Annotated in this window: 22 protein-coding genes and 3 pseudogenes; 18 read left to right on the forward strand and 7 right to left on the reverse strand. The window is 59.7% G+C overall.

Annotated features, from left to right (window positions below; all coding sequences use genetic code 11):
- Nucleotides 1–59 precede the first annotated feature (59 nt).
- The 5 genes and pseudogenes from AB8B33_RS26910 to AB8B33_RS26930 form a co-directional block, all read left to right on the forward strand.
- Nucleotides 60–641 (forward strand): TetR/AcrR family transcriptional regulator, encoded by a 582-nt coding sequence (locus tag AB8B33_RS26910; RefSeq protein ID WP_113325613.1) that lies wholly within the window; start codon nucleotides 60–62, stop codon nucleotides 639–641.
- A gap of 285 nt (nucleotides 642–926) precedes the next feature.
- A complete protein-coding gene (locus tag AB8B33_RS26915) occupies nucleotides 927–1,436 on the forward strand; it encodes a hypothetical protein (protein WP_439017709.1) in 510 nt (169 codons plus the stop codon).
- Between the two features lie 595 nt (nucleotides 1,437–2,031).
- Nucleotides 2,032–4,479, forward strand: a complete 2,448-nt coding sequence (locus AB8B33_RS26920) for a caspase family protein (RefSeq protein ID WP_439017710.1) — start codon at nucleotides 2,032–2,034, stop codon at nucleotides 4,477–4,479.
- Between the two features lie 233 nt (nucleotides 4,480–4,712).
- The gene (locus tag AB8B33_RS26925; protein WP_439017711.1) at nucleotides 4,713–6,758 is read left to right on the forward strand and encodes an acyltransferase family protein; all 2,046 of its coding nucleotides are present in this window, start codon (nucleotides 4,713–4,715) and stop codon (nucleotides 6,756–6,758) included.
- Between the two features lie 277 nt (nucleotides 6,759–7,035).
- Nucleotides 7,036–7,146 (forward strand): annotated as a pseudogene (locus tag AB8B33_RS26930) (antibiotic biosynthesis monooxygenase); the annotation flags it as partial.
- 296 nt (nucleotides 7,147–7,442) lie between these two features.
- On the opposite strand, the gene AB8B33_RS26935 reads toward AB8B33_RS26930, so the two are convergent.
- Nucleotides 7,443–8,144 carry a DUF899 family protein gene (locus tag AB8B33_RS26935; protein WP_439017712.1) on the reverse strand — a complete coding sequence of 234 codons (702 nt, stop codon included), beginning with the start codon at nucleotides 8,142–8,144 and terminating at the stop codon, nucleotides 7,443–7,445.
- 421 nt (nucleotides 8,145–8,565) lie between these two features.
- Complete coding sequence (locus AB8B33_RS26940; protein ID WP_439017713.1) at nucleotides 8,566–8,976, reverse strand: hypothetical protein; 411 nt, start codon at nucleotides 8,974–8,976, stop codon at nucleotides 8,566–8,568.
- A gap of 422 nt (nucleotides 8,977–9,398) precedes the next feature.
- On the opposite strand from AB8B33_RS26940, the gene AB8B33_RS26945 reads away from it, so the two are divergent.
- The 10 genes and pseudogenes from AB8B33_RS26945 to AB8B33_RS26990 form a co-directional block, all read left to right on the forward strand.
- Nucleotides 9,399–9,875, forward strand: coding sequence for an NUDIX domain-containing protein (locus tag AB8B33_RS26945; RefSeq protein WP_439017714.1), 477 nt, complete (start codon nucleotides 9,399–9,401; stop codon nucleotides 9,873–9,875).
- Nucleotides 9,876–10,121: 246 nt separating this feature from the next.
- Nucleotides 10,122–10,790, forward strand: coding sequence for a GntR family transcriptional regulator (locus AB8B33_RS26950; protein ID WP_439017715.1), 669 nt, complete (start codon nucleotides 10,122–10,124; stop codon nucleotides 10,788–10,790).
- A 245-nt stretch (nucleotides 10,791–11,035) separates the two neighbouring features.
- A complete protein-coding gene (bioB, locus tag AB8B33_RS26955; protein ID WP_113324307.1) occupies nucleotides 11,036–12,037 on the forward strand; it encodes a biotin synthase BioB in 1,002 nt (333 codons plus the stop codon).
- Nucleotides 12,034–13,179, forward strand: coding sequence for an 8-amino-7-oxononanoate synthase (locus AB8B33_RS26960; protein WP_439017716.1), 1,146 nt, complete (start codon nucleotides 12,034–12,036; stop codon nucleotides 13,177–13,179). Before bioB ends, AB8B33_RS26960 begins: the two co-directional genes overlap by 4 nt.
- A complete protein-coding gene (gene bioD, locus AB8B33_RS26965) occupies nucleotides 13,176–13,814 on the forward strand; it encodes a dethiobiotin synthase (protein WP_439017717.1) in 639 nt (212 codons plus the stop codon). The genes AB8B33_RS26960 and bioD overlap by 4 nt, the downstream gene beginning before the upstream one ends.
- On the forward strand, nucleotides 13,811–15,079 hold the full coding sequence (locus tag AB8B33_RS26970; protein WP_439017718.1) for an adenosylmethionine--8-amino-7-oxononanoate transaminase: 1,269 nt from the start codon (nucleotides 13,811–13,813) through the stop codon (nucleotides 15,077–15,079). The genes bioD and AB8B33_RS26970 overlap by 4 nt, the downstream gene beginning before the upstream one ends.
- Nucleotides 15,079–16,065, forward strand: a complete 987-nt coding sequence (locus tag AB8B33_RS26975) for a beta-ketoacyl-ACP synthase III (protein WP_439017719.1) — start codon at nucleotides 15,079–15,081, stop codon at nucleotides 16,063–16,065. The genes AB8B33_RS26970 and AB8B33_RS26975 overlap by 1 nt, the downstream gene beginning before the upstream one ends.
- Nucleotides 16,066–16,509: 444 nt before the next feature.
- Complete coding sequence (locus AB8B33_RS26980; RefSeq protein ID WP_439017720.1) at nucleotides 16,510–17,916, forward strand: NfeD family protein; 1,407 nt, start codon at nucleotides 16,510–16,512, stop codon at nucleotides 17,914–17,916.
- On the forward strand, nucleotides 17,913–18,686 hold the full coding sequence (locus tag AB8B33_RS26985) for a slipin family protein (protein WP_113324302.1): 774 nt from the start codon (nucleotides 17,913–17,915) through the stop codon (nucleotides 18,684–18,686). Before AB8B33_RS26980 ends, AB8B33_RS26985 begins: the two co-directional genes overlap by 4 nt.
- Before the next feature lie 3 nt (nucleotides 18,687–18,689).
- A pseudogene (locus AB8B33_RS26990) lies at nucleotides 18,690–18,906 on the forward strand (8-amino-7-oxononanoate synthase); the annotation flags it as partial.
- 86 nt (nucleotides 18,907–18,992) lie between these two features.
- On the opposite strand, the gene AB8B33_RS26995 reads toward AB8B33_RS26990, so the two are convergent.
- Nucleotides 18,993–19,562, reverse strand: a complete 570-nt coding sequence (locus AB8B33_RS26995) for a nucleoside 2-deoxyribosyltransferase (RefSeq protein WP_113324301.1) — start codon at nucleotides 19,560–19,562, stop codon at nucleotides 18,993–18,995.
- A 621-nt stretch (nucleotides 19,563–20,183) separates the two neighbouring features.
- Between AB8B33_RS26995 and AB8B33_RS27000 the strand changes: the two genes are divergently transcribed.
- Complete coding sequence (locus tag AB8B33_RS27000) at nucleotides 20,184–20,663, forward strand: ProQ/FINO family protein (protein WP_439017721.1); 480 nt, start codon at nucleotides 20,184–20,186, stop codon at nucleotides 20,661–20,663.
- 328 nt (nucleotides 20,664–20,991) lie between these two features.
- Here AB8B33_RS27000 and AB8B33_RS27005 read toward each other — a convergent pair whose 3' ends face one another.
- Nucleotides 20,992–21,426, reverse strand: a complete 435-nt coding sequence (locus AB8B33_RS27005) for a hypothetical protein (RefSeq protein WP_439017722.1) — start codon at nucleotides 21,424–21,426, stop codon at nucleotides 20,992–20,994.
- A gap of 72 nt (nucleotides 21,427–21,498) precedes the next feature.
- Nucleotides 21,499–22,113: a L,D-transpeptidase gene (locus AB8B33_RS27010; protein WP_439017723.1), complete on the reverse strand. Its 615-nt coding sequence runs from the start codon at nucleotides 22,111–22,113 to the stop codon at nucleotides 21,499–21,501.
- 185 nt (nucleotides 22,114–22,298) lie between these two features.
- Here AB8B33_RS27010 and AB8B33_RS27015 point away from each other — a divergent pair, with 185 nt between their 5' ends.
- Entirely contained in the window at nucleotides 22,299–22,949 is a 651-nt protein-coding gene (locus tag AB8B33_RS27015) for an alpha/beta fold hydrolase (RefSeq protein WP_439017724.1), read from the forward strand.
- Between the two features lie 635 nt (nucleotides 22,950–23,584).
- Here the strand turns inward: AB8B33_RS27015 and zwf are convergent.
- Complete coding sequence (gene zwf, locus AB8B33_RS27020; RefSeq protein WP_439017725.1) at nucleotides 23,585–25,054, reverse strand: glucose-6-phosphate dehydrogenase; 1,470 nt, start codon at nucleotides 25,052–25,054, stop codon at nucleotides 23,585–23,587.
- A 686-nt stretch (nucleotides 25,055–25,740) separates the two neighbouring features.
- Complete coding sequence (locus AB8B33_RS27025) at nucleotides 25,741–25,887, reverse strand: helix-turn-helix domain-containing protein (protein WP_439018859.1); 147 nt, start codon at nucleotides 25,885–25,887, stop codon at nucleotides 25,741–25,743.
- Nucleotides 25,888–25,963: 76 nt separating this feature from the next.
- Between AB8B33_RS27025 and AB8B33_RS27030 the strand changes: the two are divergent.
- Nucleotides 25,964–26,107 (forward strand): annotated as a pseudogene (locus AB8B33_RS27030) (helix-turn-helix domain-containing protein); the annotation flags it as partial.
- Between the last annotated feature and the right edge of the window lie 405 nt (nucleotides 26,108–26,512).

Here is a 26,512-nt window from a genome sequence, read left to right on the forward strand (position 1 = left end):
GAACGAACGGTCCATCATTTGTGGAACGATCGGTCCATGATGTCAAATGAGAAATTGAAATGAGCGGAAAACGCCAGTTCGACGAGACTTCGGTAATCAATGCCGCCATGGATGTGTTCTGGCGACATGGGTACGCTGCATCGTCCATCGATCAGCTAACGACGGCAATGGGGTTGTCCCGCTCAAGCCTGTACAAGCGATTTCGAGATAAGGATGGGCTTTTCCGGGAGGTGCTTTCAACTTATGCGGAGCGCGTCGTGCATCGCATGAGGGCCGTCCAGGGAGATACCAGACGCGGCCAGCTTGAAGCTCTACTAAGCGAGTTTCTTCCGAACGATGCCAGAGCTGCGCGACCTAAGGGTTGCATGCTGGTCCGATCGTGCACCGAGATGGCAGATTTACCGCTAGAAGGGCAGGTCGTTGCCTTGGAGGGCCTCACGCGGCAGCGGGCGATCTTCGAGGAGATTCTGCGAGAAGCGGTCGCCAATGGCGAGTTGCCATCAGCGGCGGATACCGATGGCTTGGCGTGGCATTTTCTCGGCGTTTTGCAGGCCGTAATGAACCTGCCACAGGCAGGCGCGAACGGCCGCGTGCTGCGGGGCGTCATCGACCTCGGGATGTCGGCATGGCCGCTGAAGTAGCGGATGCGGGGAATGCACGGGAGCGTGGTTTGGCCCAGATGTACGACAGATTTGACGCGTACGCGCACGGGAACGAAATTATCGAAGACGATTATGAGCGCGATTGCGAGTGGCATCCCAAAGCAGGTCACGTCGATAAGCTCCTCACCGGCTTCTCAAAGCAAGTGAGCCGATCACAAGCGCCATCCGCCTGCTGGTCTGCGTCTCCCCTCAATCGACCTTGACAAGCGCATCCACGTCGAGACCCTACTAGGCTCGCAACATCTTAGAAAAAACGAGGGTAGGATGAGGTTCAGCAGACCGGCAGTCGCAGGCGTGGTTGGCGTGGCAGCGTGTGTGTTTGGCGCGAGCCTTGCGGCATCACCCGCGCTCACGCAGGAAGTCGAGCCGCCCGCTCCATGGGTCAAGCTTACCAGTTCGCATGCCGGAGCGGTCGGAACATGCTCTGTCGTTGATGCGACCGACAACGAGGCTTGTTATATGGTCCGGTGCGACGCCAAGAACGGTCTCATTTTCGAGATCGGTGACGCCACTGTTGGTGAGATGGGCCTGCGATCGGCGCGCTTCGAGATTGGGAGGTACAAAGAGACGATCCGCCTCGACGGGAACAGTTCCGATCGGCGAACGATTGTTCTCTCAAAGCATCCGAAGCTGCTTGCCGCCCTCACATCTGCCGCTGATTTCGCCACTATGTACTCCGTCAAGGCCGATGTGGAATACAGCACCGGCTTTGAACTCACGGGGGCGCGAGACCAGATATCTCGCCTGGCAAGGGGCTGCCCAACCAAGCCGTGACGACGAGCAAGGGTCCGGACAGACCATGACGCCCGATTGCCCAAAGCTCCGCCTTACGGTCACGCGTCCGATGATGCCGCAGGACTCCAATTGGCGTTTCGGTCGCTTCGAAAAACACGACCGTCTTCACCCGGACCCTGGCCGTAGAAACCGCATCTGAGATCGCCTGGTCCGGGTCTGCCTTGGACGGAGCTCGGCGGCTCGAAGGTCTTGCCAACGCAAGTTTCGGGCGGGTTCGCCAGCAAGCTTGCCGGAGAAGTCGGCGGCCACTCGACGGCACGATATCTCGCGAATGGCCAGGGGAGACAGTTTTGTCGTCAGGCTACGCTTTCGGGGGCTCATCCTATAGACGCTCCAACCCTGTGCGACACCGTCAAGTTGATGTCGGCGGCTTGCGAAGGGTCCGAGCCGTCTTCAGTTTCGCTTCAGTTACGGCTAATCCCGCGCTCATAAACGATTGCTAAAGAGTGATGCGAAGCTTGCCAACCGTCTCTGGCGAAGCTGATAGGGCTGGCCCTTGCGGGGGCTCACAGTGAATTTGCATCACATCTTGATTGGAAAAACCGGTATGCCTTCTCTACTTCGGACAATAGGAATGTCGTCTGGAAAGGCGATCTGGACATTTTTTGCCGTCGCGCTTGTTCTGGCCGGCATCGCTTCCGTAAATCCGGTCGAAGCGCAAGGTTCCCCTGAAAAGAGAATAGCCTTCGTCGTGGGCAATGCCGGCTACAAGGCGGGCGCCCTGCCGACGCCGGCCAACGATGCCGGGCTGATTGCGCAAACGCTGCAGGCCGCCGGCTTCGACGTAATCGGCGCGCGCGACCTCGACCAGAACGGATTGCGCGACGCGATGCGGGACTTTCTGACGAAAGCGAATGCATCGGGACCCAATACCGTCGTCTTCGTCTATCTGGCGGGCTATGGCGTGCAATATCAGGGCGATAACTATTTCGTGCCGGTCGACGCCCAGATCGCCAGTGCCACGGATGTGCCGGTGGAAGCTCTGCGCATAACCGATTTTTCGAGATCGCTGGCCGGTATCAACAATCGCGGCAGCATCGTCGTGCTCGATGCAGCAAGAGCCAATCCATTCGTGCAGTCCAATCAGCCGCTGGCCGGTGGTCTGGCGCTCGTCGATCCGGACGCCAATCAGCTGATCGCCTTTAATGCCGCGCCGGGCACGGTCGCCCCGCAGGAGGCCGGCCCCTATGGTTCCTATGCCCATGCCCTGGCGGAAATGATCCGCATCGGCGGGCTTCCGCTCGATGATGTGTTTGACCGGACACGGTTGCGGCTCAGCGATCTGACCAAGGGCGCGCAGATTTCCTGGAATGCTTCCAAATTCAAGAACGCCTTCACGTTTTTCGATCGTGGTCCCAATCCGCCGGCCGCCCAGGTGTCCAGCTACAGCAATGTCGCAATCCGGACGAAGCCGATCAGCGATTTCGACGAGCGGGATGCCTATTTCGCCGCGCTCGACCGCGACACGATGCGTGGTTACGAGGATTTCCTGGCAAGCTATCCGAACGACTCCATGGCAAGGCGGGTGCGTGCGATCATTGCAGCGCGCCGCGAAGCGATCACCTGGCGCGAAACCTGGAATGCGGATACGCCGGAGGCCTATTGGTCCTATCTGAGACGTTATCCGCGTGGTCCCCATGTCTGGGATGCCCGCCGTCGTCTGGAACATTTCGAGGCAGCACTCGAGCCGCCCCCGTCATTTTCGGTGATCGAGTATGACGTGCCGCCGCCACCACCACCGGAAATCGTCTATGTCGACCGGCCTGTCTTGTATTTCGATGATGCCGACTTCGGTTATGCGCCGCCGCCGCCCGTCGTCTTCCTGGAACCACCGCCGCCGGATTTCGTAACGCTTGCGCCGCCCAGGCCACCGGTCGATCTCTACGTGCTACCGGCGCCGGTCTTCGTTCCGATCCCCGAATGGGTGGAACCCCCGCGGGATATCGCGCCGCCCGAAAACAACATTATCTTCAACAACATTCACAATACGGTCGTCAACAACACGGTTGTCAACGAGAACGAGGCCGCACCGGCTGCGCCCGGATTGACGACAGGAGAAAAGCTCGCCGGCGCGGCCATCATCGCCGGAACGGGTGCAGCTGCGCTCCACGTTGCCTTGCCGCCCTCGATACAGAAAAAGGCTGCCGTTTTGCAAAAGCAGGCCCCGGCCGGAGCCGAGAAACCGACACCTGCAGCCGGTTTAGCGCCGGTGCCCGTCCCTTCGGTCCAGTCCCAGCCCCAAATACAGACAAAGACGGGCACACAGGCACAACAGCTGCAGACACAGACCGGAAGTGCCGCCACCCAGGCGCTTTTCGGCGCCAACGGCGAGCCGCTGCCGCCCGCCGGCACGCCGGCGAACAAGCCACAAGCGGCCCCGGCAGGAAAAATACAGCCGCCCGAAGCGGAGCCCAGTACCGCGCATAATCCGACGACGGCCGCGCATCCACCACTTCAGAGCGCAAATCCCGACGCGCATGCCCTTCCGGGTTCAAAAGGCCAGCCGCAGTTTCCCGAGGCCAATGCGCCTGCCGTCAAAGGTCAAAGCCAGGTCGCCAAGACCCCGGCACCACCGGCAGCCCCGAATGCGAAACCGAAGGGAGGTGTCGCAGGCCCGGAACCCGACGCTCACAGCCTGCCGACAAAGCCTGCGGCGCCGGCAACTATTGACAACACACCAGCAAAACCCAGCGTTCCCAACAACAGCGAACCGCAGCTCGGCAATCAGCGCCATGTTGTTCCGCCGCAGTCCCGAGAGGAAGCTTCGCCGCCATCCTTGCCTAGGGAGCCACATGTTGCAATGCCGGCGCAGGCACGTGCCGCAAAACCACAGGCCGAACCCGAATTACGGGTCGAACCCAAGATACAGGCTGAACCCAAACCGCAGGCGGAGCCCAGGCCTCAGGCTGAACTCAAGCCCCAGCCTCAGCCCAGGCCGGCGATCGTAGAGCAGCAGGCGAAGAGACCGGAGGCCGCCGAAAAGAAGAAATGCGGTGCTTCGGATTTACCTCCATGTCCCTAGGGCAGTTGGCATAGAAGAGAAATTCTCTCCCGGCTTATTCCCGCGCCCTGATGTTGGAATTCAGGACACTTGCCGCAAGCCAGAAAGAGCGTCCTGTGACCAGGGCGGGTTGATAGCGATCATAGCGATCTGCCTTGGGGTCGCGGTTCTGCTGGCTCTATGGGCCTTGAAATACCTCAATTCTTACGGATAGCTCCATCCATTGTTTACCGGATACGCAAGTGCGAAGGTCTGTGACGTTGTTTACAAAGGGAAAAAATCCCGTTCCAAGCGCGCCACACAATGGAGCGCACCTGGCATACCGACCTGATATCGACGGATTACGCGCCCTTGCCATCCTACCGGTTGTTCTTTTCCACGCTGAAATTCCCGGCATCAGCGGCGGATTTGTCGGCGTCGATGTCTTTTTCGTCATTTCCGGCTATCTGATGTCGTCGCTGATTGCCGGCGAGATGGCGAAAGGCGAGTTCAGCCTCCTGAATTTCTATCAGCGGCGCATCCGTCGTATCTTCCCGGCCCTCTTTGCGATGATGGCGACTTGCGCTGTCGTCGCCTGGTTCGCCCTCATGCCTCTGGAGCTTTCATATTTCGCCAGGAGCATGACAGCCGCCGCCCTCTTCATGTCGAACATTCAGTTTGCAAAAGAGGTGGGCTATTTCGATATCGGCGCGCAGATGAAGCCGCTGCTGCATACGTGGTCGCTTGCGGTCGAAGAGCAATTCTATATCGCCTTTCCCCTCGTCGTGATCTTGCTGCAGAAGGTCGCGCCGCGGCGGATGGTTCCTTTCGCGCTTGTCGCCCTCGCCGCATCCTTCGCCGCCTGCATCGGTGTGTTGAATCGCGATCCGACAGCGGGCTTCTACCTTTCCCAATATCGCGTCTGGGAACTTCTGATCGGCGTCATCATCGGCCTCAAGGCCATCCCCGAGGTGAAAAGCGAGACGGGCCGGCAGGCCTTGGCGGCGATCGGACTTGTCCTGATCGGCATCGCGGTTTTCGCCTTTACCGAGAAAACGACCTTTCCGGGCTATGCCGCATTGTTGCCATGCCTGGGCGCCGCCTTCATCATCCATGCGCGCGCAGGCAGCGGCATCGTCGGCCGGCTTCTTTCGCTGCGTCCGCTGGTCTTTATCGGGCTGATTTCCTATTCGCTCTATCTCTGGCATTGGCCGATTATCGTCTTCACCCGCTATTTCGCGGGTCACGAGCTGACGCCGCTGCTGCGGTGCGCCGTGATCCTGGCATCGATGCTTGTTGCCGTCGCCTCCTGGCGGTTCATCGAAAAGCCGTTTCGTGGAAATTGGGGGCTGCTCACCGGCAAGCAACTGCCGGCAATGGCGGCCGCGGTGATCGGGCTTACGGCCGGCGCCGGGCTGCTTCTGGTCATGAGTGGTGGCGCACCGGGCCGATTGCCGGTCGACGTTCGGTCAATCTATGCGGCCACATATGACCGAAGCCACTTCTACATGGACGGCTGCTTTACAGAGTCGGATCACAAAGGTCCGTCAAATGCCGATATCGAAGCCGGCAAGGTCTGCGGCCTGGGCGATCCGAATGATGCTGGCCCCGACTTTCTGGTGTGGGGTGACTCACACGCTGCCGCGATGGCGCCGGGCATCGATGCCGCCGCCGCTGCCGCGGGCTTTGGCGGCAGGTTCGCTGCCCATGCGTCATGCCCTCCGCTGACCGACGTTGCGCTTGCGGGCAAAAACGATACGCGACGCTGCACGGCCTTCAACGATTCAGTGCGCGACCTCATCAAGCGGGAGCATATTCCGCTCGTGTTCATGCTCGCCTATTGGCCGAAATACGTTCACAATTCCGAACTACCGAACCAGGGGGACTATTTCGATCCTTCAATCCCCCCGTCTGTGGCCGATTACTCGACGCCGATTGCCACGGCCCTGGATAAGACTCTGGCCGAGCTGAAGCAGGAAGGCGTCACGGTCGTGCTGGTTATGGACGTGCCGGAGATGGGGCGTTTCGTGCCCGAGGCTCTTGCCAAGGCCAAGCTCGACGGCACCTCGGCGGATATCGCGCCACCCCTGTCCTACGTCGCCGAACGGCAGGCGCTCGCCCGCTCGATGCTGGAGAAATATGCCGATAAATATGGTGCAATTGTCGTCGATCCGCTGCCGGCCTTTTGCAACAACGACCGTTGCCACGCCTCGCGAAGCGGCGTGCCGCTTTACATGGATGCCGACCACATCACCGCGTCAGCGGCCAAGAGCCTCTTTTATCTTTTCGCGCCGGTGTTCAAGATGGCGCAAAACATTTGAGGTTGCAGCGGGCCGGCGGCTCGCTGGTTCGGCCTGGCAGGTGATGACACCGATCGCGAGGATTGCGACTGGCGGCGAAATCACCCCGCAAGCGGAACACTCGGTCGTGGGGCCGTCGGTCGCGCTTGTCCTTCGGATCGCTTACGCCCGAGCTCCTCAGGCTGCCTTGCTCACGCCCTCGCGTGACGCGAATTCCCGCGCGCGGAACTAGTGCAAAGATTACAGCCGCAAACGTATGTGGCGACAACAAAGGCACATATGGCGGCTCGACGAGCCCGATCCTGATTTTGCCGAACGTTTCAAGCGGCTGGACACGGTCTCCAGCAGCGGATTCCACACCTATACGGTCGCGGATCTCGTGCTCCCGAAGCGCGAAACGGTGGGGTGAGCTATAGAGACCGGGGTCATTTCCGGATGGAACGCGCCCGGCCGACAGAAATCCGGCGGAGGGACCTTCCCTTTGCCGGCGCTGAGCACGCTCGCCCTCTCCGGTTTGACAAAATTGCTGAGCCTGCCGATCTGGAGGCAGCACACATGGACCAGTGACGATTGGGCCTCCGCCCTCTTTGTGGCGCGCACCCGATTTACGATAGGTGCGGCGGCAACGTATCTCGATTCTACCGCAAGACCGATCTCACCGACGCGCCGATTCGGTGCCGGAACTGTCCTGAGCCGCGCATCATTCTAATAGGACAGCTTGGGATACCAATGCGGCGCCCGGCCCTCCGGGGTGGAATCGAGGATCGTCCAGATCGGCATCAGGTCGGGCGCGCCGCGCGGGTCCTGACCGGGATCGGCTGTGGCGCCGCCCATCTCGCCGCTCCAGAAATGCCGCATTGTCCCATCCCGGCGGGTGAACACGTTGAAGGCCGCGTCATCACTGCCGTCCTTGCCGAGCGCATGGTAGTCCCGGCTGAACTCGCCGCTCGTATCCGAATAGAGTGGCAGATAGTGCCAGCCGCGCTCCCTCGTGAAATCGGTGAGGCGCTGCAGCGGCGAGCGGGCCACGACGGCGAATGCGACGCGCTGCTGGATGTCGGGAACCTCACCGTCCCAGGAAGAGAGCAGCGACGTGCACATCGGGCAGGGCTGCTCCCGCTCCGGGCCGAACATATAGCTGTAGACGACGAGCGTTTCCTTGTCCGCGAACAGCTCCTCGAACGAGATCCTGCCGTTCACGCCCTCGAACGTATAGTTCTTCGGCACAGGCCCGCCCGGCGGCAGATGGCGTCTCTGCTCGGCGACACGCTCGATATGGCGGCGGAGTTCGATTTCCTCGGCGAGAAGCGCGTTCCGCGCCTCCCTGTAGGCGGCGCTTTCGTTCGGAAAGTACACGCCGTTCTTTCTCGCAAGTTCGATTGCTGGTGTGAGGCTCTGCATATCCATGACATTCCTCCATCTGTAATGGTCGGGCAGGAGACTTGACCTTGCTCCGGTTGATATAGTCACCAAATTGCGGGCGGCCATGGCTCGCCCATATATAGGACGTGCGCCAGCGGTGTGATCCTACAGGCGCATCTGAAAAGTGATCCTGAATTCAAGGGAGCAAGAGGTCAGCGTGGTTTCTGGTCGAAGGGCCGGAGGATGCGCGCGTCACGATCCTTGCTGGTGCACCGATGGATCCCGCATCGATTATCGCGCGGCGAATGTCGTATCGGCCAGCGGTTTTCGGGTAGTGCGTTGCGAGTTCGGCTACATGGTGGCACGCCGCACCTCCGCCGATCGCAAACCGCTGCCTCGCGCCGAAACGCTCAATCGGGAATACAAGGCGGCGATCGCCGATCGAACTGAGCCCGCTTCTAGCGGCCTATTTCTTAGGCCCTATTGCAGCCCGCATCCTTGGCATTTCAGGATCAATTGCGCGGCGATTTACCGAAACGGATATTGAAATCCGCAATGAATTCTGACGCATAGGCGTGTCGTAAAGCCGCGCATTCGGCCAGCGGCGTACGACAAATATGCAGGCAATCACGAAGGGTGTGAAGATCAGAAACCGAACGACAATCAGCCCCGTGCGCACATCCGGCACTATGTCGCGGTCGGCAAAATAGACAAGGTCGTAAATCAGCACGCCGATCAGACACCAGGTTGCGACGAGCCGGGCTCGCTCGGCCGCGTATTGCCTGAGGAACAGGGTCTCTATCTCCGGCGCGAAGCGTAGAAGACCAAAGCCGCGCGCGAGCTGACTTTCTACCTGTTCAAGCGTTACGAGGCGCACGGCCAATGCTCCGGCTGCAAAGATCCCAGAAAACTAGGCGAGCAAGCTAAATATTCGGCTAAAATCGTATGGTTACTTGCCGTAACTGGCGGCAGGCATGGCGCCACGCCTGGCCGTCCACGGCCGAGGGACAACCTCATTCCGAGCTGCGGTATCGGCCGTCCATCATGCGACATTCCAGCAATGGCGATGCCGTCTTGCCGGCCGGCCCCGACCACCTATTTGATGAGATCAGGCTGGCGGAGCAACAAGAAGAGGTTTCGGCTATTTTTTCCGACGAAACGACCGAAATCATCCCTCCGGAAAATGACAGGGAGCAGCCGGATGGTCGTATCTGTCTCTGTTGCCGACGTGCCCGTCGATGGATGGACGGCTGTGGCATCTGCGAAGAATGCCTTGAACCATGATTGAGGAGGGGCGGTATGGCCATTCGTAGCGCCGGGCTCCTCCTGTTTCGGCGCCGTTCTGACGAAGTCGAGGTCCTCCTCGTCCACCCCGGAGGGCCTTTCTGGGCGAAGAAGGACGAGGGCGCCTGGTCCATTCCCAAAGGACTGGTCGAGCCGGGGGAGGACGAACTCGCGGCTGCGAAGCGGGAAACCCTTGAGGAGTTGGGGGTCGTGGTCGATGGTGACTTCAATCCGTTGGGCGAATACCGGCAGCCGGGTGGCAAGGTCGTTGTCGCCTGGTATGTGGAAGCCGACCTCACGCTGGACCTGAATAACATTCGAAGCTCGGAGTTCCAGATGGAATGGCCTCCGAGGTCCGGTCGGATCCGGAGGTTTCCAGAAGTCGATCGTGCGGATTGGTTTTCGTTGAAGGACGCAGCGGTAAGGATGCTCAAGGGGCAGCGGCCCATGCTCGACGACCTTCTCGCGCGTCTTGCGAAAGCCGACGTCTGACAGCGGCCTAACCACGTGACTGTGGAGGCGACTGCATACCGGATGGAATCGGAAACCTTAGGCACGTTGGGTGTCTTCCGGCAATCACCTGGTTGATCGACAAGGGCAAGTCGAGTTTCGGATTTTGAACAGGCAGATCGCCTGCCTCTTCGAACAGCACTGGCCGCCTTTCCCGACCCGTTTGCCGGGTAATCTTGAGCTGCTTGTGGCCTCGACAGCGCTGCTCTATGAAATTATCTATAAAACATGACCATGATCACCGAAGACACGATCGCCAATCGTATCAGCCGCGTTCTCGCCGACCGCATCATCACGGGCGCGCTGGAACCCGGCAGCAGGCTCAGGCAGGATCATATTGCTGAAGAATTCGGCACCAGCCATGTTCCGGTGCGGGAGGCGTTCCGTCGCCTGGAGGCGCAGGGGCTCGCAGTGAGTGAGGCACGCCGTGGCGTGCGGGTCGCGTCGTTTTCGCTGGCCGAGGTTCAGGAGGTCGCCCGCATGCGCTCTGCCCTGGAGGCGCTTGCGCTTCGCCATGCCGCGCCGCATTTGACTCGGTTCATCCTGGATGAGGCGGAAACGGCTATGATTGCCGGTGACGGTGCGGTCGATATCCGGGAATGGGACGAGGCGAATCGCCGGTTCCACAGGTTTTTGCTCGCACCTTGCGACATGCCGCGGCTGCTTGCGGCGATCGACGATCTCCATATGGTAGGATCACGACTTCTGTTTGTGAGCGGGCGCGGCGGCTGGTCGCCTCGGGTTGATGTCGATCACCATGCCATTCTCGATCATCTCCGTAAGGGCAAAATCGAGCAAGCCATTGTGGTGCTCGATCGGCACGTGCAGAGGATCGGCCAAAAGCCGATCCTGTATGCCTCGGGTGCAACGGGCGCGGCATTTGCCATTGAAGGCTGAGCCAAAGCCGAGCTGACCTTTTCATCGTTCGCTAACAAAGCATTCGGCGACTGTGTCGCGCTGACCGACCTGCGCCTCATCGATGGTGCTCGAAGTGTGTGTCGTGGAAGCCTCCGCGCTTTCCGACGATGCTCTTTCGGGTGCCAACATGATCAAAACATTCGCGCAAAGAGCTATTGCAAAATGCTGCCTTTCATAAAATTATAGATAAAAGCAGATTCTATCTATTGAAAGGTGACCAGGTGATGGACGATGTGGCGCTGCCGGTCAGTGTATTTGAAAACAGTTCGCCGGTTGGCCCCCCCATCTCAAATGAGCAGGCGGGAATTATCTATAACTTGCCGTTCAATGATCTTCTTTATCGTGCCCAACAGATTCATCGCGCGCACTTTGATCCCAATGCCATTCAGATGAGCAGGCTGCTGTCTATCAAGACCGGTGGCTGTGCCGAGGATTGCGGTTACTGCAGCCAGTCCGCTCACTATCCGACGGGTCTCAAGGCGTCGAAGCTGATGAAAGTCGAGCGCGTGCTCGGCGAGGCGCGGAGGGCAAGGGAAGGCGGTGCGACGCGCTACTGCATGGGGGCCGCGTGGCGCAATCCCAAAGAGCGCGATATGGAGGCGCTCGTCGCCATGGTCGAGGGCGTAAAGGCACTCGGGATGGAAACCTGTATGACGCTTGGCATGTTGACGCCGGCGCAATCCGAAAGGTTCGCCGAGGCCGGCCTCGATTACTACAATCACAATGTCGATACGTCCGAGCGCTATTATTCGGAGATCATCACCACCCGCAGCTTTGAGGACCGGCTAGACACGCTCGCCAATGTCCGCGATGCCGGGATCAAGGTCTGCGCGGGCGGCATTCTCGGCATGGGCGAGACAATTGAAGACCGGATTTCGATGCTGGTGACGCTCGCCAATCTGCCGGCACCTCCGGAAAGTGTGCCGATCAACATGCTGATCCCGATCCCGGGCTCCAAGCTTGCCGATGCAGCGCCGGTGGACCCGATCGACTTCGTCCGCACCATTGCACTCGCGCGCATCCTCATGCCGCGCTCGCATGTCCGCCTGTCGGCCGGCCGCACCGATATGAGCGACGAGACACAGGCTCTTTGCTTTTTCGCCGGGGCCAATTCGATCTTTGTCGGCGACACGCTGCTGACGGCGGAAAATCCCGGCGAGGATCATGACGCGGCCCTCTTCAGCCGGCTCGGGCTGAAGCCGATGGAACTGGAGCAGTCTCGTTGAGTTCGCCGGCGCTCGCCCGCTATGAGGTCACGCTCGCGGGCCTTCAGCGCAAGTCGCGACTACGCACGCTCACCCCGCAGCAAGGCGTGGATTTCACCTCCAATGACTATCTCGGGCTCGCCAATGCCCCCCGCCTGAAGGCAGCGATTGCAGGCGCGATCCAAAGGGGCGTGCCAGCCGGTGCAGGCGGTTCGCGGCTTTTGCGCGGCAATCACGCCGAACATGAGGCGCTTGAGGCGGAAGCGGCTGCGTTTTTCGGGGTCGAGAAGATCCTCTATTTCGGCAGTGGATTTGCGGCCAATGTGGCGCTCTTCTCGTCGCTGCCGCAGCGCGACGACCTGATCGTCCACGATGCGCTGATCCATGCGAGCGCCCATGACGGCATCTCGGCCAGCAAGGCGGAGGCGGTCGCGGTGCCGCACAATGAGGTCGACGTTTTCGATCAGGCGATCCGACGCTGGCGCGAGCGCGGCGGCAAGGGGTGTCCCTGGATTGCGGTCGAGAGCCTCTATTCGATGGACGGGGATCAAGCGCCGGTCTTTGAGCTCGCCGAGCTTGCCGATCGGCATGATGGCTTCCTCGTCGTCGACGAAGCGCATGCCACCGGCATATTCGGTCCCGGCGGCCGCGGTCTTGCTTCGGGGCTGGAAAGCCGCGGCAATGTTCTGGTCCTGCATACCTGCGGCAAGGCGCTCGGCGTCTCCGGCGCGCTTCTTGGGCTGCCTGCTGTCCTTGCCGACTATCTCATCAACCGCGCACGCAATTTCATCTACTCGACCGCCCCGTCGCCGCTGATGGCATCAGGAGTGCGGGAGGCGTTGCGCATGATCGCCGACGAGCCGGAACGGCGCATGCGGCTGGAGCGCCTCAAAAACTTCGCCGGCGAACAATTGTCCTGTCGGCTCGGCATCATCCCCAGCGGTTCGCAGATTCTGCCCGTGATGCTCGGCGACAATGCCCGCGCGCTCCGGATCGCGGAGCGCATGCAGGCGGATGGCTTCGACGTACGGGCGATCCGGCCCCCGACCGTGCCTGGGGGTACGGCTCGGCTGAGGGTTTCCATTTCGCTCAATGTGGATGAGGAGCAGATTGTGGCCTTGGTTCGGAGGCTGGCCGCGGCGATCGAAGAGGACAGGCCATGATGCCGCGGCTCGTCGTCTCCGGCACTGATACGGGTATCGGTAAGACCGTCTTTGCTGCAGGCCTTGCCGCGGCATTGGAGGGCTATTACTGGAAGCCCGTCCAGTCGGGGCTTGAGGACGAGACCGACGGCGAGACGGTCATGCGGCTCGGCGGCGTGCCGCTCACGCGCATCCTGCCGGAAGCCTATCGCCTTGCCACACCTGCCTCGCCGCATCTTTCAGCCCGTTTGGATGGCGTTGCGATCAAGCCGGAAAGGCTGGTGCCGCCGATGACAGACCGGCCATTGGTGATCGAAGGGGCGGGCGGGCTGCTCGTGCCGCTCTCGGACGATCTGGTCTTCGCCGATATGTTTGCCCGCTGGCAGGTTCCCGTCATCCTTTGCGCCAGGACATCGCTCGGCACGATCAACCACACGCTGCTGTCACTCGAAGCTCTGAAACATCGCAACATTCCGGTGTTCGGCATCACCTTCATCGGCGACGAGAACCAAGAAACGCAGCGCATTATCGAAAAAATGGGTGGCATTCGCTCACTCGGCCGGCTCCCCTGGCTCCAGGACATTACGCCCGATGGGCTTCGCACGGCGTTCCGCGGCAATTTCGATCTCGCTTCCTTTGCGGAGGTGCCCGCATGACCCGCTCGGCCGTCTGGCACCCCTTCACCCAGCATGCGCTCGAACCGCCGATGAAACGTATCGCATCGACCGACGGCGCCTATCTGGTCGATGAGGATGGTCATTGCTTTCTCGACGCGATCTCGTCCTGGTGGGTCATCACCCATGGCCACCGGCATCCGGTGATCATGGCGGCGATCCGGGCGGCGACGGAGGCTTATGACCAAATCATTTTCGCCGAATTCTCGCACGCGCCCGCCGAACGATTGGCCGAGGGATTGATCGAGATCGCTCCACCGGGGTTAAGCCATGTCTTCTATTCCGACAGCGGTTCGACCTCGGTCGAGGTGGCGCTCAAAATGGCACTCGGTTATTTCCACAACAGGGGAGAGGCGCGCGATCGGATCGTAGTGGTGGAGGGGAGCTACCACGGCGATACGATCGGCACGATGTCGACCGGCGAGCGAGGCGTTTTCAACGCCGCCTATGAACCGCTACTCTTCGGCGTCGACCGGCTTGCTTTCCCGGAACCGGGCCGAAAGCAGCTGACGCTCGACATGTTCGAGAACTTTTGCCGTTCGGCCCGGGTCGCGGCCCTGGTGATCGAGCCTTTGGTCCTCGGGGCGGGTGGCATGAAGATCTATGATGCCCGTACACTTGCCGGCCTGAAGGAAATCGCCCTGCACCATGGCTGCCTGCTGATCGCCGATGAAGTGATGACCGGTTGGGGCCGGACGGGCACAATGTTCGCCTCGGAGCAGGCCGGCATCACGCCCGACATCCTATGCACATCCAAGGGGCTGACGGGCGGCGCGCTGCCGCTTGCGGCAACCCTCTCCACCGGCGACATCTTCGATGCCCATCTCTCCACCGACCGGCGCAAGACCTTCTTCCATTCCAGCTCCTATACCGCCAACCCGATCGCTTGTGCGGCCGCCGTCGCCAATCTCGAAATCTGGCGGAACGAACCGGTCTTTGAGCGTATCGAAAATCTCACAGCACTGCACCGGCAGAACCTGCAGCGTTTCGAGGGCGACAAACGGTTCGCCAATATACGGCAGTCAGGAACGATCGCAGCGCTCGATCTCGTCGTACCCTCTGGCGGTTATCTCGCCGAGGCTGGCCCGCGCATGCGGCGACTATTTCGCGAACGCGGCCTGCTGATCCGTCCGCTCGGCAACGTCATCTACCTGATGCCGCCCTATTGCGTGACCGCAGACGATCTCGGCCGCGCCTATGACGCCATAGATGAGATCGCGTCGATCGTTCTCGGGAGCACGGGATGATGTCGGATCGTTCTTCCCGCATGGCCGGTTTCGGGCATGCCGTGCCGGCTCGCTGCGTCGACAATGCCGAGATCGAAGCGCGCCTGCGCCTGGAAACAGGCTGGATCGAGCGCCGAACCGGCATCCGCACGCGCCATTGGGCCGAAGAGGGCGAGACACTGAGCGGCCTTGCCGCCGAGGCCGGACGGATGGCGCTCGACGATGCCGGGCTCGCCCGTAACGAGATCGCACTGACGCTGCTCGCGACCTCGACACCGGATCATCTTCTGCCGCCCTCGGCACCGCTGCTGGCCCATCGGCTGGATCTGGAAAAATCCGGCGCGATCGATCTCGCCGGCGCCTGTTCGGGCTTTCTCTACGCGCTCACGCTGGCGGACGGTTTCGTCCGAGCGCATGGCCGTGCCGTCCTGGTGGTGGCCGCCAATATCCTGAGCCGCCGCATCAATCCTGCCGAGCGGGCAAGCGCCGTCCTCTTCGCTGATGCGGCTGGCGCCGTGGTGCTGGCCCCCTGCACGAATGGGCGAAGCGGCCTCCTCTCCGCCGATCTCGTATCGGACGGCAGCGGCTATGGCCTGATCAACATCCCGGCCGGCGGCAGCAACCGGCCGTTCTCTCCCGAAACCAGTGCGGAGGATTTTCTGATGACGATGCAGGACGGCCGCGAGGTCTTCTCGCGCGCCGTCGCCTTGATGACCGAAACCTCGAAGCGGGCGCTGGAGCAAGCAGGAATTGTCGCGGCCAATATCGACCGGTTCGTTCCGCATCAGGCCAACGCGCGCATGTTCGACGCCGTCTCCGGCAACCTCGGCATCGCGCCCGAAAAGACGATCCGCACGATCGAGAGCTTCGGCAATTCGTCGGCCGCGACTATCCCGCTTTCCCTCTCCATCGCCCATGTCGAGCGACGGTTTGTGGGAGGAGAAAAGCTGCTGCTCACCGCCGCCGGCGCCGGCCTGATGGGTGGTGCCGTGGTTTTTGGCATGTGACCAAACGATAATTCTGGAAGGAACACACAGTGGAAAAGGACGTGGGCGCGAAGCTGCATGGCATCCGGGTGAGAGACGCAAGACTGAACCACCACGGATCGATCACGACGAACGGCTCTCTCGACATGTCGGCTACGACGGAACTTGCCAACAATGATTACGGACTTCCAGCAGGTTTGACATCGAGCGAAGCGGGTCCCTTAACGGGATGTAGGTTCAAATCTTTTCCGGACTCAAGGAAGGCCGGATAGCAAAAATCTTTCTCATGAGTGGATTCACATTGGCCGCAAAGCCTCGCAACACAAACGCCACTAGTGTGTTCAAGTGCAATACCAGTTACTGGCAACCGATCGCCTTCAGATTTGACATACGCTTTGCGATCGCCGTGGCTGGTGAAGAAACTTCTGCCTTATCTTTTGGTAAATCTGGCGTATATTTGAGTGTATGAATATTGATCGGGTGACCGTGCGGCCCCGGAGGTATTGCCGAGAGGCAATCCGTATTTTCGCTTTGGCATTGATCTGGGGTTCAGCATTCCTGTTTTCCGTCGCCCCGATAGCGGGCTCGGAACGCGTCGCTTTACTGCTGCGATTGAATGGCGCCGTCAGCCCGGCGTCCGCCGACTATGTGATACGCGGCATCCAGCTTGCCAACGATCGTAAAGTGGCGTTGGTCGTCCTGCAAATGGATACGCCCGGCGGTCTCGATACGTCGATGCGGGACATCGTTCGGGCAATCCTTGCCTCGTCTGTGCCGGTCGCGAGCTACGTGGCTCCGAGCGGTGCCCGCGCGGCCAGTGCCGGCACTTACATCCTCTATGCCAGTCATATCGCCGCCATGGCGCCGGGTACCAATCTGGGCGCCGCAACGCCCATTGCTCTCGGTGGGAGCGGACAAGACAACGGCCAGAACGGCGACAGCAAGGAGCGACAGTCGCGCAACGCTGGAGAGGCAAAGGCAGTGAACGACGCTGCTGCCTATCTTCGGGGGCTGGCCGAGTTGCGCAATCGCAACGCCGACTGGGCGGAAAAGGCGGTACGCGACGCAGCCAGTCTCTCATCGACTGCGGCCGAACGCGAAAAAGTCGTCGATTTCGTCGCGGTCACCGTCGACGAGCTGATGGCGAAAGCCGACGGTCGCACGGTACGGGCAGGAGGAACGGACATCCGGCTTGATACGACGGGCCTCGCTGTCCAGACCATCGAGCCTGACTGGAGAACACGCCTGCTTTCGGTCATCGCCGACCCGAATGTCGCACTCATTCTGATGGTTATCGGCATTTACGGCCTGATATTCGAGTTTCTCACGCCCGGAGCGGTTATCCCGGGAACAGTCGGCGGCATATGCCTGCTGCTCGGTCTCTACGCCTTGGCAATGCTACCGGTCAGCTATGCCGGCATCGGCCTCATCGTGCTTGCGGTTGCTCTCTTTGTCGCGGAGGCGCATGCACCGACATTCGGCGTCCTCGGCCTTAGCGGTGTGGTCGCCCTCGTCCTGGGCGCAACCATTCTCTTCGATACGGATGTGCCCGATCTGAAAGTGAGCCGACAGGTCCTGGTTGGTATCGGTGTTTCAGCCCTCGCCTTCAGCCTCATTGTCGTTCGCCTTGCATTCGGCGCGCGCCGGCGTGCCGTGGTGACCGGTGCGGAGCAGATGATCGGCATTTCAGGGAAGGTCTCCAGTTGGACGGGCACGACCGGCTACATTGTCGCGCATGGAGAGCGCTGGAGCGCCGCCTCCGCCGAACCGCTCACGGACGGAGACGACGTGACGGTCATTGCCAGAAATGGGCTAACCCTCGAGGTCACCCGTGATCCCCGCAAGAAAGAAAGCAAGGAGGAGCGCACATGACCATGATTGGAGGTTTCATCTTCTATATCGTCGCAGTCGTCCTGCTGCTGATCGTCCTGGCGAACGCGATCAAAATCTTGCGCGAGTATCAGCGGGCCGTCGTCTTTACACTTGGTCGATTTACCGGCGTTAAAGGCCCCGGATTGATCCTACTTGTTCCCTACGTACAGCAAATGGTTCGGGTCGACCTGCGCACGCGCGTGCTCGACGTCCCCAGCCAGGACGTCATCTCCCGTGACAACGTTTCGGTTCGAGTAAGCGCGGTGATTTACTTCAGGGTCATCGATCCGGAGAAGTCAGTGATTCAGGTCGAGGATTTCATGGCAGCCACGAGCCAGCTTGCCCAAACGACGTTGCGCTCGGTGCTCGGCAAGCACGATCTCGACGAGATGCTCGCGGAGCGCGACAGGCTCAACGAAGATATCCAGAGAATGCTCGACGCCCAAACAGACGCCTGGGGCATCAAAGTGGCCAATGTTGAGATCAAGCATGTCGACATCAACGAGTCGATGATCCGTGCGATTGCCAGGCAAGCTGAGGCAGAACGCGAGCGGCGTGCGAAAATCATAAATGCCGAGGGCGAACAGCAGGCCGCGGCAAAGCTGGTGGAAGCGGCTGAAATGCTGGCCAGACAACCGTTGTCAATGCAGCTGCGCTACTTGAGCACGCTGAACGTTATTGCCGGGGAAAACAGTTCGACGATCATATTCCCGTTCCCCATGGAACTCATTCACCTCCTGGACGGCAAGGCAGGCAAACCAACTGAATGAGCACATGAGGCGCTCGAAGCGGAAGCGGCTGCGACTTATGGGATTGAAAGGGTGCTCTGTTTCGGTAGCAGATTTGCGGCCAATGTCGCGCTCTTCTCGTCGCTGCCGCAACGCGACGATCTGATCGTCCATGATGTGGATGATCCATGCCAGCGCCCATGACGGCATCTCGGCCAGCAAGGCGGAGGCGGCTGCCGTGCTGCACAACGACGTCTACGCTGATCACCTTGATGGCGACGCTGTGCATGCAGAGAGCCCGAAAGGTTTACCCTAGACCCAATCCATCAAGTGCCGGGACTGAGCACTTTAGCGCAGCTTCTCAACGGCGACGGCAAGACACGTCCTGAACGCGGCAAGGTCCGTATAGAGCGCATCCCGCGCCGCGTCTCCGACGATGAGGACGCCACCGCGCCGCTCGATCCCGGCGTGCAGCATGAGATTGTCGGCCAGGCCAAAATCCTCGATCGCAATCCCGTTCGGGTCACGTAGTCGACCTTCCCCATCATACGCGACGGCCCCGCCATAAAGATCGCTCACTCGTCCGCTGTGATCGCGTGCAACATTCGTGTAGGCAAATACAGGCTTACCGCTTGCGCACATGAAGCCGAGTTCGAAGGCCGTCCCGGTATCGGCGGCAATGCCACGAAAGGGTGTCAGATTGGCGATGATTGCGTCAGCCTGGATCATCATCTTCTCGTCCACCGCGTTTATCGCTGCGGCCCGCTCGCGCTTCGAGTTCGTGTGCGGGATTTCCAGATCGCCGGGCGAGAGCGGGAGAAGTCCCGCCTCACGGGCAAGTGCTGCCTTGCGGTCGAGGATCTCGCGGGCGTTGGGAAGGAAGACCTCGGGACCGGCGAGATAAACTTTTCTTGTCATAAATTGCACCTAAAAGTGATGGGCTCGGCAACAGATACCTTCTCGCTGTACAGCGAAGAAGGATCACAATCCAGTGGGCGAAATCCGCCACCGGCACGGCGCGTATTAGCGCGTACAAATCGTGCTCCGGCGTTGCGGCCGGAATGTCGGGACGGGAATTCAGCGCCCCGAACCAATCCCATTCCCCATGACGTCGATGACATCCTCAAAGTTGGAGGGCATGTCGACTTTCGCGCTGATTGTGGTGATACTTCGCCTTCAAGCTTCCATGTGATCTCCGCCGGATGGTCCCACCGGAGATCGCACTAATCATCCAGCAATCAGTGCAGATTGAACATACAAGGGCGTGCAAGGCCGGCCGTCAGTTGCGAGAGTTGTGTCGGTGGAACGAGGAAAGCTGTAATGGCTTTAATTGCGCGGCAACGCCCATCGAACGTCTGATGACCGGCAGGGATTGAAGGATCGCTCCCTGGACATGACAGGAAATACTGTTCGCTTTGACGCAATTGACTCTGGCTCGCGCACGCATAGTCAATATGTCGGGACGCGAGCCCGGGTTATTCATGCGCTCGTCAAGATCATATGCCACCCGAGCGGCAAGAACGGCATTTCGGAGGAATGATGGATAAGCCCTGGTCTGAGAGCTGCGGCCCGGTCGCGGCGAGCGAGCGTGATGTTCAAAAGGCGAGCGCGATCAACGCGCTTCTCGTGCGACCGATCGACGTTCTGCCGCAAAAGGCAGGCGATCCCATCCGCCCATTGGCGGTTGGGATCTTCAGCGAGATCCGGGCGCTGTTGAAGCCGGACGTCGGGGTGACCAGGCTCAGACGTGTGATTGCAGTTTATGTCCGCTTGAAGCGCTATTATTTCGCAAGCGCCCAGCCTGACTCCATGCGCCACGATCTTGCCGGCGCGCCGGTCGAACCGGTTTCCGCTGCGGACAGACTGCAGGCGCAGCGGCGCTTTCTGGAAATGAAGCGGACCCGCATGCAGCCCGACGCGTTGGCTGCGGTGCCGCACGTTGCTGCTGATCCTGAGCCGACAAAGAACGACCTGATCCGCGCGGCGCTTCTCAAACGGCGGTCGTTGGGCGCAAAATAATCGGTCGGATCCGGCGCCGTGGCGGGACAGAGCGCATATGAGGCTTTCGTTGCGTTGCAAGGTGACCGAATAGCATCGGCACAAAGACGTTGCTTGGCGCGCCACGCATATGAACCGGAACAAACCACTTATCTATTCACCGCGATACCGACGCTTGGCCCACTCTGAACGTGCGTCAAATTACTGGTCCTATCAATCGATCCGACTTTACGTGGCGCCCCGGGCTCGGAAGTGGCGAGGGACAGTCGATCGCGGGTTCTTTGGCGTCCGTGGGGTCCCTCGGGGCGTTCAGCATGAGACAACTCTCGGCATGTTAACTTTGTTTTAACTATGTGAAATATAACCCCGGCTTCGTCGTGTATAATACCCTCTCAATGGACTGGGTGAAGGCATGGCAACGAATAGATATTCGGCCTTTGCGCCGATCGGACTCAAATTTCATAACAATCAGCCGCAAATTGTCATCCGGAATCTCACCGACGCGGCACGTGTTCTCATACAAGACTGGCCCCTTGACGATGGCGAGGATTATGTCATAGCCGTCAAGGCATGCGCTGATGCGCTCATCGGTGAAATAAGCGCTGAAGAGTTCCGGCAGACCCTTCTGAGCGCTGCCACCGAGGCCGGTATTTCCGTTCTTTCGCTTGTCTACGACCTGGCTCTGCGCGATGAGCCCGGCGAACCGCGTCGGTCTTCGCAGGGCCAGTGAAGCATAAATCTCGATTTCTTGGCCACCATTGTCGATCGACCCGAGTGCGGTCATAGAGTTGTTTGGCAATCATGACATCGGCCGAGACTAGGCAAGTCCCCGACAGTTCGGTCAAGCGAAATTCGACTACTGCTGGACGATCACCTGGGTCCCCGGCCGCACCATCTCATATAGCTCCTCGACGTCTTCGCGATACATCCGAAAGCAACCGCTCGACGCGTTGGTGCCAATAGAGGAGGGATCGTTGGTGCCGTGTATGCGTAGCAGGCCGTCGGCAAGATAGATCGCTCGGGTACCGAGCGGATTTGAGGGACCTGGCCCTACGACGGCTGGCAACCTTGGATTTTTCTGTCGCATGCTTGCAGTTGGCCGCCATTCGGGATGTGCTCGTTTGGATACAACCCGCGTCGATCCGTACCATTGTTTGCCTTCGCGGCCGACTGCGATGGGGTAGGCAAATTGTTCACCCCATGCCGTCGTGTAGACAAGCGTATGGTCGCGTGTCGCGATCACGATCGTTCCCCGCGCTGTTTGTGTCGACTGTCGCCTGCGCTCACGCGAGGGTTCCTGATATCGAGGCGTTGGTTCGTAGTAAGGGGGAGGTGGCGGATAGGGACTATATGGATCGTCATAATAGTAGCCGCCGTAATCGTCGTAGCCGTCGTACAGCTCGTAGTCTTGAGCTTGAGCTTTAAATACCGTCAGCAAAAGGGCCGCAGCGAGGAATGCCACCAATCTCATTTTATGCCATCCGCTTGTTATACAAGCATGATTGGGCCGAACTCTGTGGCGGCACTATGGCCGCCGCTTGGTAAGATACTATAGCGTTCTCGCTCCGACGCCGTCACAGTGCTAGGTTTAGTCAAGGCCTTTAGATAGCTAACCTGGGTCGCCTGCTTTCCTTTTGATCGAGATACCATCCCGAAATGACTGACACCGTTGTTCTTCTCCACGGCATCAAGAGGACCAGCGCTTCCATGCGCAAGTTTGAAAAGCACCTGCAGACCCAGGGCTACATGACTCGCAACGTTGACTATCCTTCGACCCGTTACCCAATCGAACGACTGGCGGAGATCGTTTCAGCGGAAGTCGAAGATGCGGCTGAGAGTAACTGTGAAGGCCGTCTTCACCTGGTAGGACATTCAATGGGCGGGTTGGTCATCAGGGCCATGTTGAAGGACTACCGGCCATCAAATCTCGGGCGCGTGGTGATGGTCAGCACACCGAATAATGGCAGCCAAGTCGCAGATTTCCTGCAGAAGGTGCCATTGTATAAGGCGGCCTACGGTCCTGCCGGTCAGCAGCTCGCCACCGATCAGAGCACGTTCGCCCATATTTTCGGTCCGGTGGATTTCGAACTGGGCATCATTGCCGGAACCCGAAGCATCGATCCGGTTTCGTCCTTGATCATTGGCTATCAAAAAGCCAATGACGGCAAGGTAACTGTAGAAAGCACGCGTCTTGCAGGAGCCGCCGACCATATCGTAATCGCGGCCAACCACACATTCATTCCATCGAACAAAGTCATGTGGGCGCAAGCCATCTCGTTTCTTCGAGACGGCAAGTTCCATCGATAGTAAGAAAATGGCAGCCAGACACCCTCTGAACTTTCAGAATGCCGCTTTCCCGCAGCGTGCCCGCTTTCACACACATGCGAGGCAATGTCGAAGGGTGATCGGCCTCCGCGTATCGCAGGCGTGGCCGCTTGCACGGTCTTCTTCTTGACCGCTATCCCAATCGTCGAGTTCTGACGCGATCACCACAGCCCAGCCAATTTACCAAGGCGGCGGACCGTCGGTATCGAGTTGCCATGCCAATCAGCAAGGCGATAGTGATCCGCGGGGGGCATTTGCACGATCCGGCCTGTATCGAAGCTCTGGAGCGAGCACTTGCCAGGACGACGTTGCAGCGGGTTGCATAGCTCGTTCGCCGCTCAGCAAACAAAGGCTGTGATCGGCGTCGCAATGCTGAACCGAATACTCGCCTGCAGACGCCCGAAATCCGTTCGCGGCAAGGCCCGACCGCGGCGACGAAATAATGGATGTCAAAGACCGAATTCCGCACAAATTCAGATCCACGCACCAATGCCACTCTCAAGCATTCGCGGTCGAAACTCGGTTTCCTGCACATCTCTGACAACGTCATTGTGTTGGGATTTTTCGCAATTGGTCGGCGCCATTCTGGTCGCTAGCATCGATCCAACCATTGACCGTCAATCACGCTTTGCCGCATCCCTCCAGGCGCGCTCGAACGGTAGGCGCCAAGCGTGCGGGGCAATGAGTTGGTGGATCGACTTCGGCCCCCAGCCGCCTTGGTCGTAGAGGCGTACGGGCGGCGGGTTATCGAGGAGAGGTTGGGAAACCTCCCAGAGCCGCTCAATACCCTCGGCCGTAGTGAACAGCGTATGGTCACCGCGCATGGCGTCGAGGATCAGACGCTCATAGGCCTCCAGAACTTCGCCAATCAGGCCGGTTTCGCTCATGGCGAATTGCAGCGAGAGCTTGTCGAGCCGGAAGCCCGGTCCAGGGCGCTTGCCATAGAAGGAAAGCGACACCTTGGAGGCATCAGCAAGGTCGAAGGTGAGGTGGTCAGGGCCCTGTGCCCCCACGCCAGAGCCGGCAGGGAACATCGATTTCGGGGGCTCGCGGAATGCGATCGAAATAATGCGCTGCCCCTCGGCCATGCGCTTGCCGGTACGTAGGTAGAAGGGCACGCCCGCCCAGCGCCAGTTGTCGATGGCGCATTTTAGGGCGATGAAGGTGTCAGTGTCGCTTTCGGGATCGACGCCAGGCTCATTACGGTAGCCAATGTATTGACCGCGCACCACGTCCCTCGGCTCAATCGGCAACATGGAGCGGAACACCTTGTTCTTCTCTTCCGAGATTGGCGCAGGCTCAAGGGCAGTAGGCGGCTCCATCGCCATGAAGCCGAGGATCTGGAAGAGGTGAGTCACCACCATGTCACGATAGGCGCCGGTGGTCTCGTAAAAGGCGGCGCGGGTGGAAAGGCCGAGCGTCTCCGGAACGTCGATCTGCACATGGTCGATGAAGTTGCGGTTCCAGATTGGTTCGAACAGGCCGTTGGCAAATCGGAAGGCCAGGATGTTTTGCGCCGGCTCCTTGCCGAGGAAATGGTCGATGCGGAATATCTGCTTCTCGTCGAACACTTCGTGCAGCTTCTTGTTCAGTGCAACGGCACTGGCAAGGTCCGTGCCGAAGGGCTTTTCCATGATGATACGGGAGCGTTCAGTCAGCTTAGCCTGGGCGAGGAGTTGCACGGCCAGAAGGGCGGCACTTGGTGGCACGGATAGATAATGCACGCGCCGCGTCTCGGCGCCCAGTGCTTCCTCGGCCCTGTCGACCGCTTCCTTGAGAGCATTGGCGCCGGCAGCGAGCGGGACGTAGTCGAGCGATGCGGCAAACGCTTCCCATTCGGACTGCGAGAACTTGCGAGTCAAGAACTTTTCCAGCGAGTCACGGGCGATGGTGCGGAAGGCATCGGCGTCGATGTCGTCGAGCGAGACGCCGATAATGCGGCACCCTGGGATGAAGCCCGCATTGGTGAGGTGGAACAGCCCGGTCAGTAGCTTGCGCCTTGAGAGATCGCCCGTTGCGCCGACGAGCACGACGACCTGTGGATAGCCGGGGCCAACCCGAGTTGAATTCTTGCGCAAAACACTCATCCTCAAGTCTTCCGTTGTCCCTTGGGGATGGAGGTCGACCCCAGCTCCGCGCTGCCGCGAAGCGGCTATCTTCGTGCGTGATGCCATGACGTTGAAGCTCACCCCTCTAAGGTTAAATAGAGGCATGGATTGAGGAGCGGAGCAAGGGGGCGGCAATACCCTCCCGAAGTGCCGCGTTTTAGCGACTTCGGTCGCTCCTTGTCGACTTTCTTGATGGCAATGTCTTGAGCACCTCAGTCAGTAAGATGACCCAACTCAGAGGCGCAGGGCGGTTATTGACAGAAAATCCAAAGCTGACAGCACTCGGGGCTTCGATATCAGTTGCCTTTGAATGCCGTTTGTCAAAGATCGAGTTTTGTAGTCAGGGCAGCGTGCCATCCGAAGGTGACGCCACCGCCAGCCAGCCATTGAACCCGTCGAACCTTGCTGCGTATTAAGGCCAACAGGATGGTCACGAGGTCGAACCCTATCAAGGCGGCCATTTTGATCGCTGGCAGAGCTTGGCTACGATCGAGCAGCGGCCAATGCATCCAACATGATAGCGATCCTCGCGAGATCGTCTTCGTTTAGCACTTCGACTGCGGAAGCAATGCGCTCCTGAAGATTACGTTTGGTGCTCTTCGCGGGCTTGTTCACCTCGTTCGATAAGAGTTCGTCGAGGCTCGTCTTTAAGACCGATGAGATTTTTACAAGCGAGCGAGATCGGGCTTCCGGGTTCCGGAAATGTAATTGCTATATCTACGCTCGCTCAAATCAACGCGTCGAGCAACCTCGGCATTCGAGATTCCAAGCTGTTCAGCACGTCTCTTCAGGTTCGAAGAAAAAGTCTCCATGCCCACATTTGGTTCATGACGGGCACCACGGGTCCATGTGCAATACGTTGTGAGATTAACGAACAAAACGTGGTGTATTACGGAACTACGCCAGCTATCCTACTTCGTTGCGGTGGCCGAGGAGCTGCATTTCGGCAGGGCGGCAGCCAAGGTGCATATCGCCCAGCCGGCGCTGTCGAACCAGGTGATGGCGCTGGAGAAGGAACTCGGCGTGCAGCTGAAGGCGTTCCTGCCGGAGATCGCGATTATGCCCACCCCATCAGCCAAGCATCGTTCTACCAGCGCCCAACCGGGTGCTGTCGGAGATGGCGCTCTGAAGGACAATTGCGTGAGCTAAGGGCATAGCTTGAAGGTATGGTGGACGACGGTGAGTCGCAACTGCTGCCAGCTGAAGGCGGCGCGGAAGAGATATTCTGCGTTGTCGCCAGTTCTGAACTAGGTCCTTGAAAGGCAAGCCAGTCGACATCACTTCAGGTGTGATCGGATCGTTGCACCGATAGCTCCATTGCCAGGGCTTTATAGGAACTGTGGTTGCCGACGACATGATGTCGTCAGCTTGCTCGATGGCGCCAGACCGGCGGAAACGGAGTTCCCTATCATTCAAGTTCGAGGCAAACTGAAGCGG

Source organism: Rhizobium sp. 768_B6_N1_8 (assembly GCF_051811225.1).
GTDB lineage: Bacteria > Pseudomonadota > Alphaproteobacteria > Rhizobiales > Rhizobiaceae > Rhizobium.